Origin of the sequence: Pseudomonas cedrina subsp. cedrina (genome assembly GCF_001983175.1) — a bacterium.
GTDB lineage: Bacteria > Pseudomonadota > Gammaproteobacteria > Pseudomonadales > Pseudomonadaceae > Aquipseudomonas > Aquipseudomonas cedrina.
The window spans coordinates 382,905-395,751 of the sequence record NZ_MNPW01000004.1 but is presented as its reverse complement, the minus strand read 5'-3'; the positions used below and the strand labels follow the sequence as shown (position 1 = coordinate 395,751).

Below are 12,847 nucleotides of genomic sequence, written 5' to 3'. Positions count from 1 at the left end.
CACCCCGCTCATGGCATGACATCGCCAGAGTTCGGGCCCAGGGTCTGGCCGACGAACAGATTGCCGCCCGGCTCGCTGGCCAGCAGCACCGCCGTCGGCGCCACTTCGTCGGCCAGGCCGAAGCGGCCCAGGGGCAGTTCCCTGGCCTTGGCGCGCTTCCAGTCATCGCTGATGCCACTGACCAATGGCGTCTCGATGGGGCCGGGAGCGATGGCGTTGACCAGCACGTTGTCCTTGGCCACTTCCAGCGCCAGGGACTTGGTAAAGCCGATCACCCCGGCCTTGGCGGCGGCGTAGTGCGTCAGTTCGGCGCCGCCCTTGATGCCCAGTTGCGAGGCGACATTGATGATCCGCCCCCAACGCTGCGCGAGCATGTGCGGCAAGGCGCGCTGGCTGGCGACGAAGACACTGGTGAGGTCGACGCGCAGCATGTCGTTCCACATCTCGATGGACAGGTCGACGCAGCGCGCCTGGGTGAGCATGCCCGCGTTGTTGACCAGGATATCGATACCGCCGAAGTGCTCGACGCAACGGTCGACGCTGGCCTGGGCGCCTTCTACCGTGCCGACGTCGGCCAGGCACTCAAACACCTCGGCGCCGAGGTTGCGGCAGGTGATCGCGGTTTCGGCGAGGCTGGCGGCGTTGCGGTCGGCCAGCACCAGGCGCGCGCCTTCTGCGGCGTAGGCGTGGGCGATGGCGGCACCGATGCCGCTGCCGGCGCCGGTGATGACGGCACGGCGGTGGGTGAGTTGAGGCATGTAGATTCTCCCGAGGCAAACACCGTTCCCCTGTGGGAGCTGGCTTGCCTGCGATAGCGGTGTATCAGTAGATTTATAGGTAGCTGACCCACCGCCATCGCAGGCAAGCCAGCTCCCACATTTTCAGACCGCGTAGATTCAGTCGGGCCAGCGTACGGTTAATCCGCCGTCGATGACGATGCTCTGGCCAGTCAGATAGCTCGACGCTTCACTGGTCAAGAACTGCACCAGCGACGCCACTTCATCGGCCCGCCCTACCCGTCCCAGCGGGATCGCTTTCGCCGCTTTCGCCAAGCCCTCCGGCCCCAGCGAGTTCTTCGCATCCAGCGACTGCGGCGTTTCGATCAGCCCCGGAATCACCGCATTGCAGCGGATGCCCTTGGCCGCCAACTCCACCGCCAGCGACCGGCACAACCCCGGCACGCCGGCCTTGGCGGCGGCATAGTGCGAATGTTCCTGCCAGCCGTACACGCCACCGGCAATCGAGGAAATCGCCACCAGCGCGCCGCCTTCGTGCATATGCCGGGTCGCCGCGCGGAAGGTGCGCATCACCCCCGTGAGATCGACATTGAGCATCTCATCCCACAGCGCATCGGTCATCTCCAGCAACGGCGCGCGGCGCAGCAACCCGGCGTTGGCCACGGCGTAATCCAGCCGACCAAAATGCTGCACGGCTTGCGCGGCCAGGGCATCCACCGAGGCGGTATCGCCCACGTCCAATGGCAACATCAGGCACTCGCCGCCGGCGGCCTGCACCAGGCTGACGGTGGCCTGCGGGTCATGCGGGTCAGCCGGGTAGTACCCGCCGACCACCGCCACGCCATGGCGCGCATAGGCCACGGCGAGGGCTTGGCCGATGCCGCTGGCGGCGCCGGTAATCAAGGCAACTTTACGGCTCATCATTGACTCCTTACTGAACGGTTTCCGGACGCACATGGCGCGCGGCAAACATCAACATGCCGGACAAAAAGCACGGCACGGCGCCGAACCACAGCGCGGCGGTCTGCCAGTCACTGCCGGCGGACAACACCTGGGTCGCACCAAAACCTGCGACCACCGCACCGATCGGGCCCATGGCATGGATGATCGCGCCGCCGGTGGCACGGATGCTGGTGGGGAAACTCTCGCTGATAAAAAACAGCGCCGCCGAATATGGGCCGATCAGGAAGAACAGGCCCAGGCTGTACAACCCGACCACCATCGCCATGTTGCTCGGGCCGAACAGCATCCCGGCGAACGACAACCCGCCGAGCATCCAACCCAGGCCGATCACGTTGCGACGGCCGATCTTGTCGCCCATCCAGCCGTGGCTCAGGTAGCCGCAATAGCCCACCAGGTTCGACAGCACGAGGATGATCAGCGAGTTCTCGAACGAGACATGGTGCACGCTGACGATCACCGACGTGCCCAGTACGCTGAAGATCTGGATCGCCGCCCAGTTGAGCAACAGCGCGGCGCCGATCACCAGCGTGGCACGCCGGGCCGGGCCACGGAAGGCGGCCTTGAGACCGGCCTTGCTGTGCTCGTCGTAGTCCACGCCGTAGGTCTGCGCGACGTTTTGCGCCTCGCTTACCGCGCCGCTTTTGCGCAGTTGGCTGATGCGTTCATGGATCTGGAACTGCGGGCTCTCCTTGAGCTTGCGCGCCATGATCGCGATCACAACGGCCGGGATCGCGGCGAAGATGAAGCAGCCCTGCCAACCGATGATCGGCAGCAACAGCGCGGTCAACCCGGCGGCGATCAACGCGCCGACCGGCCAACCGCCCTGCACCAGGCTGTAGATGAAGCCGCGACGCTTGGTCAGCCGTGGGTCTTCGGAGGCGCCGTACAACTCGGTCAAATAGGTGGCGTTGACGGTTTCCTCGGCATAACCCAGGCCACCCAGCGAACGGATCAGGATCAGCGGCGACTTGCCCCACGCTCCACCAATCGCCGTCAGCGCCGAGCACAGCGCGGAACCGGCCACGGTGAAAATAATCCCTTTGCGGCGCCCCAGCTTGTCCACGATCGGTCCGATGGCCAGGGCGACCACGGCGGTTCCCACCGCCACCCAGGTCGCGATTTCAGCTTGCTCCACTTCACCCCAGCCAAAATGCCGGCCGATCTCCGGCAGCAAGGTGCCGAACAGGATGAAGTCATACACCGCAAACACCCAGGCGAAAAACGCGATCCAGGTGGCGAAACGCACCTCCTGGGAGGTCAGTTGCCGGGGTTTCCAGCCAGTCAGGTCAAGCTTGTTGTAGATGGACATAGATCGCGCCTCAGGGGGATTAGTGGACCCTGTAGGAGCGAGCTTGCTCGCGAAAATCGTCAACGATGACGCGGGCATCCTGGATGCGCGCGACGCTCTCTGGTTCTTCGCGAGCAAGCTCGCTCCTACAGGGTGACGCAGGTTCAGGTACGCGGTTGGCGGCGGATGAAGTCATCGGCGATTTCGTCGAAGGTGACGAAGCGCACGCCGGCATGGCTCTGGATGTGTTCGATCAGGCGCTCGAGCATCAGCAGCACTTGCGGGCGGCCGGACACATCGGGGTGGATGGTCATGGTGAACACGGCGTGTTCGTGTTCGCGGTAGACCCAGTCGAACTGGTCGCGCCACATTTCTTCCAGGTGACGCGGGTTGACGAAGCCGTGGCTGTTAGGGGCTTTCTTGATGAACATCATTGGCGGCAGGTCGTCGAGGTACCAGTTGGCCGGGATCTCCACCAGGTCGGTTTCTTCGCCGCGCACCAGGGGCTTCATCCAGGTATCGGGGTGCTGGCTGTAGTCGATCTTGGTCCAGGTATCGCCCTTGCGCACGTAGTAGGGGTGGAAGTCGTTGTGCATCAGGCTGTGGTCGTACTTGATGCCTTTTTTCAGCAGCAGCTCATTGGTGACCTTGCTGAATTCCCACCATGGCGCCACGTAGCCGGTGGGGCGCTTGCCGGTGACCTGGGTGATCAGTTCGATGGATTTGTCGAGGACGATTTCTTCCTGCTCGGCGGTCATCGCGATCGGGTTTTCGTGGCTGTAGCCGTGCACGCCGATCTCATGGCCGGCGTCGGCCACGGCCTTCATCTGCTCAGGGAAGGTTTCCATCGAGTGGCCGGGGATAAACCAGGTGGTGCGCAGACCGTAGCGTTCGAACAGTTTGAGCAGCCGTGGCGCGCCGATTTCACCGGCGAACAGACCGCGGGAGATGTCGTCCGGCGAGTCTTCGCCGCCGTAGGAACCGAGCCAGCCGGCGACGGCGTCAACGTCGACGCCGAATGCACAGAGGATGTCTTTAGCCATGGTGTGTCTCCTTAAATTGTCATTACGGATTCGACGGACAACGCCGCGCGCAGCAGGCGTGCGTCTTCTCCCGTCGGGGCGCTGAGCAGCAACCCGGTGGGCAGGCCCTGGGCATCGCGGCCGCTGGGCAGGGTCACGCCTGGCATGTCGAGCAAACTGCCGGGCATGGTCAGGCGCAGGGTGGCGAGGTTGGTTGTGACGAACAGGTCATCGTCGGCTTCAAGCGCCGCCAACGCCGGGGCGACGTGGGCGACGGTCGGGGTGATCAGGACGGCGCCGTCGAGGTCTTCGATCAGTTGCTGTTGCAAGCGGCGGCGCGCATCAGTCAGGTGGATCAGTTGGCTGGCCGGCAGCGAGCGCGCGGCTTCAAGGCGGCGGCGCACGCGTGGGTCGAGCTGGTCGGCTTCGGGGCTGTCGAGCAACGCTTGGTGCAGGGCGAAGGCTTCGAAGGCGCCGAGCCAGCCGTGGTGTTTGATCAGTTCCAGCGTCGCCTGGAAGGCCGGGCATTCGCGCTCTTCCACCAGCGCGCCGTGGGCCTTGAGCTGCTCCACCGCGCGCAGCAGGTTGTTGCGCACGGCGGGTTCGACATCCTGCTGCGCCAGCACGAAGCGCTGGCCCTTGAGGCTGCGGGCGACGTGGGTGTGGCTGCGGCCATGCAGCAAGTTGTCGACGGCCAGGGCATCACGCACGCTGCGGCTTATCGGGCCGAGGCTGTCGAGGCTGTGCGCCAGTGGAAACACGCCGTCGCGGCTGTAGCGCCGACTGCTGCCGCGGTAACCCACCAGGCCGTTGAACGCCGAGGGGATGCGAATGGAACCGGCCGTGTCGGTGCCCATGGCGATGGGCACGATGCCAGCGGCCACGGCCACGGCCGAGCCCGAAGATGATCCGCCGGGGATGCGCGGTTGATCCGTGCCATGGGGATTGTGCGGCGTGCCGAAATGGGGGTTCAGGCCCAGGCCGGAATAGGCCAGTTCACTGAGGTTGGTCTTGCCCACGCTGACCATCCCGGCACGGCACAACAGGCCGACGGTGGGCGCATCGAGCAACGCGACGGGCGCATGGCGGCGGTAGGCGGCGCCCGCCGTGGTAATGCTGCCGGCCACGTCGAACAGGTCCTTCCAGGCCAGCGGCACGCCATCGAACACGCTCAACGGCTGGCCGGCGCGCCAACGCGCGGCGGCGGCTTCGGCTTCACGGCGGGCGCGCTCGGGCGTCAGGCTGATAAATACCGACGGGACCTGGCTCGCCTTATCGAGTGCCTGTTCGAGGGCTTGCACCGGGTCATTGCGACCGCTGGCGAAGTCCTCGGCCATTGAAGTGGCGTCTGACATCGGTTTACCCTCATAAAACGTACATATTAATAAAATGTACATTTTACAAAGGCAGCTTTCGTGCCAGTCTGTGTTCAACGGGTTTTGCGCAAACCGGGATTAACGTTCAGAGCTACGGGGTAGATGGTTTTGTTTGAGGAAAAAAATCTCGGCAGAGCTTTGTACGGTGGCTTTAATGAAATAATGTATCTTTTATTAATAAGTACATTTTGGTGCAGAAAAGTAACAATTTTTCTGTCGAGGCCCCAAAAACGTGCCGCTGACGTGGCGCAGAGTGACAGGCACATCTATGAGAGAATCCCCGGCCAACCGTCCCTACCCCTCTGAGAACGCAATGAAAGCAGTGTCCGCCTCGGCCTCACGTTACGCGATGATTCACAAAGTGATGCGCGACGCGATCGTCAACGGCACCGCCCGCCATGGGCTGGTGTTGCTGGAAGCGCCGCTGGCGGAACTGTTCGGCACCAGCCGCGTGCCGGTGCGCAAGGCCTTGGACCTGCTGCATGACGAAGGCTTGATCTGCCGCTTCAACGGCCGGGGCTACCTGATCAACCCGCAAGGCCTGGCCATGGAGCCGCTGCGCCTGCCCTTGAGCCATGCGCACCTGGGGCTTAACGGTGAGGACGAGTTGGTGGACACGCGGCCGCTGGGCGAGCGCATTGTCGAGGAAATCGGCGCGGCGTTGTCCACCTGCATTGCCTTCGGCCATTACCGCCTGGACGAGCAAGCCGCCGCCGACCACTACGGCGTCAGCCGCGCGGTGGTGCGTGAAGCGCTGATGCGCCTGCGCGATCGTGGGCTGGTGGAAAAAGAGCCCTACTCCCAATGGCTGGCGGGGCCTTTGACCGCGCGAGAAGTCACTGAAGACTACGAACTGCGCGCGTGCCTGGAGCCCGAAGCCCTGCGCCAGAGCGCGCCCAACCTCGACCGCGAGCTGCTCGAAGCCATGCTGCAACGCGTGCTGGACGCCCAGGAGAGCCCGCAGTGCAGCCTGGAAGCCATCGAGCGGATCGAGGAAGATTTGCACCAACGCTGCCTGGCCGGCCTGCAGAATCGCAAGATCGCAGCGCTGATTCGTCAGGGGCAGAGCCCGATGATCATCAGCCGGATTTTTTATCGATTGCTGGGGATCGGCGCCGATCCGGCGATGTTGGCTGAACATCGGTTGATTTTGGAGCTGTTGCTGCATGGGGCGTTTGATGCGGCGGCGTTGAATTTGCGTGAGCATTTGCAGCGGGCTCGGCAGCGGATGTTGCAGCGGTTGAAGGTGTTGTCGGTGTTGCCCGAGCAGCCTTTGCCAGCCTATCTGCACAAAATCAGTTGACCTCGCGCTTCCTTGGCGGCCTTCGGGCCGACCATGTAGCTGGGGGTTGACCGTGTACATATCCGTTATTTGGGTGGCGGCGACTTATGGTTCCGCCCTTACGGCGGGTCACTTTTGGAAAAGAGCCCCAACAGTAACCAAAAGGGCTCTTGCCCCACCACTCGGTGCCTCGCCTAGGCTCGGCATGCCCTCACTCCGGCTTGAATCCGTGGGCCGCCGTCATGGGCCATCCTTGGCCCAGGACGGCTAACCCGGCGTCCTGCCGGGTTACCCACGGATTCAAGCCTGCGTTCGGCCAGCGTGGTTGACGGGGCGCCTGAGATCAAAATCAAAAGCCAGATCAAGAGCAGATCAAGAGCGGGTTTGGGCACTCTGCAGCTTTGCTCTTCTGTGGGAGCTGGCTTGCCTGCGATGCAGTCACTTCGGTACATCAGGCACACCGGGTTGCTGCCATTGCAGCATCGGTATCTACACAACTTTCAGAGGCTGACTTCATCCCCTGTGGGGCTCGACAGCTCCCACATTTTGAACCGAGTTCGACATCAATACCGGTCGGCCCGAAGGCCGCCACGGGGTCTGTGTGACGACAAATACCATGCAATATGTTGCTATCTCACCCCCCCTATTGAAACCACCACCACCCTGCCCCATCTAAGCACCATACTTACTGATGCAGGTGCCCCATGAGCGACCAGCAAGAATCCCCTGATTACGACATCAACGATTACGCAGACCCCGAAAACGCCGAACACGCCGCCTCGTCCAACACCGGCCTGGCCCTGCCTGGGCAAAACCTGCCGGACAAGGTCTATATCATCCCGATCCACAACCGGCCTTTCTTCCCGGCGCAAGTGCTGCCGGTGATCGTCAATGAAGAGCCATGGGCCGAGACGCTGGAGCTGGTGAGCAAGTCCGACCACCATTCCCTGGCCCTGTTCTTCATGGACACGCCGCCGGAAGACCCGCGCCACTTCGACACCTCCAGCCTGCCGCTGTACGGCACGCTGGTGAAGGTGCACCACGCCAGCCGCGAAAACGGCAAGCTGCAGTTCGTCGCCCAGGGCCTGACCCGCGTGCGGATCAAGACCTGGCTCAAGCACCACCGCCCGCCGTACCTGGTGGAAGTCGAATACCCGCACCAGCCAAGCGAGCCGACCGATGAGGTCAAGGCCTACGGCATGGCGCTGATCAATGCGATCAAGGAACTGCTGCCGCTCAACCCGCTGTACAGCGAAGAGCTGAAGAACTACCTCAACCGCTTCAGCCCCAACGACCCGTCGCCGCTCACCGATTTCGCCGCCGCCCTCACCTCGGCCACCGGTAACGAGTTGCAGGAAGTGCTGGACTGCGTGCCCATGCTCAAGCGCATGGAAAAAGTCCTGCCGATGCTGCGCAAAGAGGTGGAAGTGGCGCGCCTGCAAAAAGAACTGTCCGCCGAGGTGAACCGCAAGATCGGCGAGCACCAGCGTGAATTCTTCCTCAAGGAACAACTCAAGGTCATCCAGCAGGAGCTGGGCCTGACCAAGGACGACCGCAGCGCGGATGTCGAGCAGTTCGAGCAACGCCTGGAAGGCAAGACGCTGCCGGCCCAGGCGAAAAAACGCATTGACGAAGAACTGAACAAACTGTCGATCCTGGAAACCGGTTCGCCGGAATACGCGGTGACGCGCAATTACCTGGACTGGGCCACCTCAGTGCCGTGGGGCGTGTACGGCGCGGACAAGCTCGACCTGAAACATGCGCGCAAGGTCCTGGATAAACACCATGCGGGCCTGGATGACATCAAGAGTCGCATCCTCGAGTTCCTCGCGGTGGGCGCCTATAAAGGCGAAGTCGCCGGCTCCATCGTGCTGCTGGTGGGGCCGCCGGGCGTGGGCAAGACCAGCGTGGGCAAATCCATCGCCGAGTCCCTGGGCCGGCCGTTCTATCGCTTCAGCGTCGGCGGCATGCGCGACGAGGCCGAGATCAAGGGTCATCGCCGCACCTACATTGGCGCCATGCCCGGCAAGTTGGTGCAGGCGCTCAAGGATGTGGAAGTGATGAACCCGGTGATCATGCTCGACGAGATCGACAAGATGGGCCAGAGCTTCCAGGGCGACCCGGCGTCGGCGCTCCTGGAAACCCTGGACCCGGAGCAGAACGTCGAATTCCTCGACCACTACCTGGACCTGCGCCTGGACCTGTCCAAAGTGCTGTTCGTGTGCACCGCCAACACCCTGGATTCCATCCCCGGCCCCCTGCTGGACCGCATGGAAGTGATTCGCCTGTCGGGCTATATCACCGAAGAAAAAGTCGCCATCGCCAAGCGCCACCTGTGGCCCAAGCAGTTGCAAAAAGCCGGCGTGGCAAAAAACACCCTGACCATCAGCGACGGCGCCCTGCGCGCCTTGATCGACGGTTATGCCCGCGAGGCCGGGGTGCGCCAGTTGGAAAAACAACTGGGCAAACTGGTGCGCAAGGCGGTGGTCAAGCTGCTGGATGCGCCGGACTCGGTGATCAAGATCGGCAACAAGGACCTGGAAAGCTCACTGGGCATGCCGGTATTTCGTAATGAGCAGGTGCTGTCCGGCACCGGCGTGATCACCGGCCTGGCCTGGACCAGCATGGGCGGCGCGACCTTGCCGATCGAGGCGACGCGTATCCACACGCTCAACCGCGGCTTCAAGCTCACCGGCCAATTGGGTGAAGTGATGAAGGAATCCGCCGAGATCGCCTACAGCTACATCAGCTCGAACCTGAAGTCGTTTGGCGGTGATCCGAAGTTCTTTGACGAAGCCTTCGTGCACTTGCATGTGCCGGAAGGCGCCACACCGAAAGACGGCCCGAGCGCAGGCGTCACGATGGCCAGTGCGTTGCTGTCGCTGGCCCGCAACCAGCCGCCGAAAAAAGGCGTGGCCATGACCGGCGAACTGACGCTGACCGGGCATGTACTGCCGATTGGCGGGGTGCGTGAAAAGGTAATCGCGGCGCGGCGTCAGAAGATTCATGAGCTGATCCTGCCGGAGCCGAATCGGGGCAGTTTCGAGGAGTTGCCGGAGTATCTGAAGGAAGGCATGACCGTGCACTTTGCCAAGCGGTTTGCGGATGTAGCTAAAGTGCTTTTCTGATAGGCCTTCAGCGTCTGTAAGGGCCTCTTCGCGAGCAAGCCCGACTCCCACATTTTGAATGTGTTCACAGAACAAAATGTGGGAGCGGGCTTGCCCGCGATGAGGCCGGCCCAGCCACCCCAAAATGTCCTCCAGTCACACCTCGCCCCATCTTCGGTTATGCTCGCCCTTCGTCGCCCATCAACGGAGCCTCCATGACCGCTGCCCGCCTGCTTCTCCCCTTGAGCCTTGCCCTGCTGGCCGCCTGCGCCAGTGCCCCGAAGCAAAACGTCACCGTGGACAACCAGGACGCCTGCCCGCTTGCGCTTAAAAACGGACAAAACCTGATCCTCACCCTACCGAGCAACCCCACCACCGGCTACCGCTGGGCCATCCAGGATTCCTCCGGCGGCGTGCTGCGCGCGTTGGGCCCAGAGGTTTACAGCAGCGCTGAATCCGGTGTGATCGGTGGTGGCGGCCAATCGACCTGGCGTTTCCAGGCCTTCGCCGCCGGCCAGGGCCGCTTGCGCCTGACGTCCCAGCAGCCCTGGGAGCCGGAAGCTGAACCCGCCGAGATATTTGAATGTGCGATTACGGTGAATTGATACGCCTGATCTAGAAGAAAAACGTCTAGAGAACTGGGATTTCTGACAGTTACGAAACGGGGGGGCCACCTATATCGTTCAACGACAACGCGCACGATCACGCGGGCGCTGGAGCACGAGGGTTCGATCATGGCCACCCGTACATCCCGCCAGGAAGCAACGGGAACATTTACCGCAATCGTTAACGACACCGAGCATTTCGAAGCAAGCAAGGTTTTTGTGACTCGGGACAGCCGCCTGGTTATCGTGGCTGTAGACGAACGTCTCGGCGACCGAATACGCTTCATCGAATTGCACCTCGCGTCGGGTATAACGAACGGCGACCATGAATTCCCCGATCCGAACCAGCAAATTCACGCACTTATAGCCACTGCGAACGTTGCCCCCTCGCTCTATTTGACTGAACAGGGCAATGTTCGCGCTGATTTTTCCCATGAAAAACGCCGCTACAAAGGCGGGACCACATTCACCGCAAAGGACCTCTTCACGTCAAAAACCATTGTGGTAAACGCTGAATTTAATCTGTACACGAGCACTAAACGACGGTGAATTCAGTACGGGTTGCAACATCGCGGTTTATCACACAACCCGCGCATCCCACGAATAACTTGGCTAAAATGCCGGCCTTTCCCCTTCGTCGCCGGAACAGCCGTGAGCAAAGAACCCGATCGCCTATTCGCCCAGCCCCTGCCGCAGGTGCCGGACTTCGCCTTTAACGAGGACGTGGTGCGGGTGTTCCCCGACATGATCAAGCGCTCGGTGCCCGGTTACCCGACCATCGTCGAGAACCTCGGCGTACTCGCGGCGCAGTTTGCCCAGCCCGGCAGCGTGCTCTACGACCTCGGTTCTTCACTGGGCGCGGTTACTCAAGCCCTGCGCCGTCATGTGCGCACCGATGGCTGCCGGGTAATCGCTGTGGATAATTCGGCGGCGATGGTCGAGCGCTGCCGCGAATACCTCAATGGCCAGGACTCGATGTTCCAGGAGTTGCTGCCGGTTGAAGTGATCGAGGGCGATATCCTCGCGCTGCAGTTCCAGCCGGCTTCGGTGGTGGCGTTGAACTTCACCCTGCAATTCATTGCGCCCGATGAACGCCTGGCGCTGCTCTCGCGCATCCGCCAGTCACTGTTGCCGGGCGGTGCGTTGATTCTTTCGGAGAAGCTGCGTTTCAACGATCCGCAAGAACACGCGCTGCTCACCGATTTGCACATCGCGTTCAAACGCGCCAACGGCTACAGCGAACTGGAAATTGCCCAGAAGCGCAGCGCCATTGAAAACGTCATGAAGCCCGACAGCCTCGACGAACACCGCGAACGCCTGCTGGCGGCGGGGTTCTCCAAAGTCGTGCCGTGGTTCCAGTGTCTTAACTTTGCCTCGTTGATTGCCTTGCCATGATTGATCTGTCCCCCCTCGCCCGCCACTTGGTCGGCACTCCCTTGGCCGTATGGGCCCAGGGCCTGCAAGCGCAACTCGATAGCAAGATGGAAAAAGGCCATGGCGACCTGGAGCGCTGGCAGAGCGCGCTGGATGCGTTGCCCAGGATCATGCCGACCGAAGTCGACTTGCTGAACGGCCTGGTGCTGGATACCGACTGCGACGACGCCACCCGCGCGCAAATGCACAGCGCATTGATGGGGCTGAGCCCATGGCGCAAGGGGCCGTTCCATCTGTTCGGCGTGCACGTGGACACCGAATGGCGCTCGGACTGGAAGTGGTCCCGCGTCGCACCGCACCTGGACCTCAAGGGCAAGCGCATCCTGGATGTCGGCTGCGGCAACGGTTACTACATGTGGCGCATGCTCGGCGCCGGCGCCGACAGTGTGATCGGCGTCGACCCGAACTGGCTGTTCTTCTGCCAGTTCCAGGCGGTGCAGCGCTACCTGTGCGAGCCCAGGGCCTGGCACTTGCCGTTCCCGTTTGAAGACCTGCCGGCGAATCTGGAAGGCTTCGACACGGTATTTTCCATGGGCGTGTTCTATCACCGCCGTTCGCCGATCAAGCACTTGCTGGCGCTCAAAGACACCCTGGTCAAGGGCGGCGAGCTGGTGCTGGAAACCCTGGTGGTCGAAGGCGATCAGCAACAGGTGCTGGTACCGGAAGATCGCTACGCCCAGATGCGTAACGTGTGGTTCCTGCCGTCGGTGCCGGCGCTGATGCTATGGCTGCGTCGCGCGGGCTTCAGCGATGTACGCTGTGTGGACGTCAGCGTGACCACGGTCGAGGAACAGCGTGGAACGGCGTGGATGAAGTTTCAGTCGTTGAGTGACTTTCTCGATCCGCAGGATCACAGCAAGACCATTGAAGGGCTACCGGCGCCGATGCGGGCGGTGATCATCGCCAGGAAATAACCCCTAATCTCCCTGAATAGATGGAGTAACACTGTGGGAGCTGGCTTGCCTGCGATAGCGGTGGATCAGTCACAGATGAGTTGACTGAAAAACAGCTATCGCAGGCAAGCCAGCTCCCA

Annotated in this window: 11 protein-coding genes; 6 read left to right on the top strand and 5 right to left on the bottom strand. The window is 62.2% G+C overall.

Translation table 11 applies throughout. The features are described from left to right. Nucleotides 1-8: 8 nt before the first annotated feature. The 5 genes from BLL36_RS10420 to BLL36_RS10400 all read right to left on the bottom strand — a co-directional run bounded on the left by BLL36_RS10420 (nucleotide 9) and on the right by BLL36_RS10400 (nucleotide 5,365). On the bottom strand, nucleotides 9-758 hold the full coding sequence (locus tag BLL36_RS10420) for an SDR family NAD(P)-dependent oxidoreductase (RefSeq protein WP_076951342.1): 750 nt from the start codon (nucleotides 756-758) through the stop codon (nucleotides 9-11). A 138-nt stretch (nucleotides 759-896) separates the two neighbouring features. Beyond that, nucleotides 897-1,658 carry an SDR family NAD(P)-dependent oxidoreductase gene (locus tag BLL36_RS10415; protein ID WP_076951341.1) on the bottom strand — a complete coding sequence of 254 codons (762 nt, stop codon included), beginning with the start codon at nucleotides 1,656-1,658 and terminating at the stop codon, nucleotides 897-899. Between the two features lie 10 nt (nucleotides 1,659-1,668). Further along, the gene (locus tag BLL36_RS10410) at nucleotides 1,669-3,009 is read right to left on the bottom strand and encodes an MFS transporter (RefSeq protein WP_076951340.1); all 1,341 of its coding nucleotides are present in this window, start codon (nucleotides 3,007-3,009) and stop codon (nucleotides 1,669-1,671) included. A gap of 143 nt (nucleotides 3,010-3,152) precedes the next feature. Then, complete coding sequence (locus tag BLL36_RS10405; RefSeq protein WP_003210406.1) at nucleotides 3,153-4,031, bottom strand: polysaccharide deacetylase family protein; 879 nt, start codon at nucleotides 4,029-4,031, stop codon at nucleotides 3,153-3,155. A gap of 11 nt (nucleotides 4,032-4,042) precedes the next feature. After that, nucleotides 4,043-5,365 (bottom strand): amidase, encoded by a 1,323-nt coding sequence (locus BLL36_RS10400; RefSeq protein WP_076951339.1) that lies wholly within the window; start codon nucleotides 5,363-5,365, stop codon nucleotides 4,043-4,045. Between the two features lie 334 nt (nucleotides 5,366-5,699). Between BLL36_RS10400 and BLL36_RS10395 the strand changes: the two genes are divergently transcribed. From BLL36_RS10395 to cmoB, 6 genes are all read left to right on the top strand, one after another. Further along, entirely contained in the window at nucleotides 5,700-6,689 is a 990-nt protein-coding gene (locus BLL36_RS10395) for a GntR family transcriptional regulator (RefSeq protein ID WP_076951338.1), read from the top strand. Between the two features lie 683 nt (nucleotides 6,690-7,372). Further along, nucleotides 7,373-9,796 (top strand): endopeptidase La, encoded by a 2,424-nt coding sequence (lon, locus tag BLL36_RS10385; RefSeq protein WP_076951337.1) that lies wholly within the window; start codon nucleotides 7,373-7,375, stop codon nucleotides 9,794-9,796. Between the two features lie 194 nt (nucleotides 9,797-9,990). Further along, nucleotides 9,991-10,380, top strand: coding sequence for a protease inhibitor I42 family protein (locus BLL36_RS10380; protein WP_076951336.1), 390 nt, complete (start codon nucleotides 9,991-9,993; stop codon nucleotides 10,378-10,380). A gap of 129 nt (nucleotides 10,381-10,509) precedes the next feature. After that, entirely contained in the window at nucleotides 10,510-10,929 is a 420-nt protein-coding gene (locus BLL36_RS10375) for a hypothetical protein (RefSeq protein ID WP_076951335.1), read from the top strand. A 102-nt stretch (nucleotides 10,930-11,031) separates the two neighbouring features. Beyond that, complete coding sequence (gene cmoA, locus BLL36_RS10370; protein ID WP_076951334.1) at nucleotides 11,032-11,775, top strand: carboxy-S-adenosyl-L-methionine synthase CmoA; 744 nt, start codon at nucleotides 11,032-11,034, stop codon at nucleotides 11,773-11,775. After that, on the top strand, nucleotides 11,772-12,728 hold the full coding sequence (gene cmoB / locus BLL36_RS10365; RefSeq protein ID WP_076951333.1) for a tRNA 5-methoxyuridine(34)/uridine 5-oxyacetic acid(34) synthase CmoB: 957 nt from the start codon (nucleotides 11,772-11,774) through the stop codon (nucleotides 12,726-12,728). Before cmoA ends, cmoB begins: the two co-directional genes overlap by 4 nt. Nucleotides 12,729-12,847: the final 119 nt, after the last annotated feature.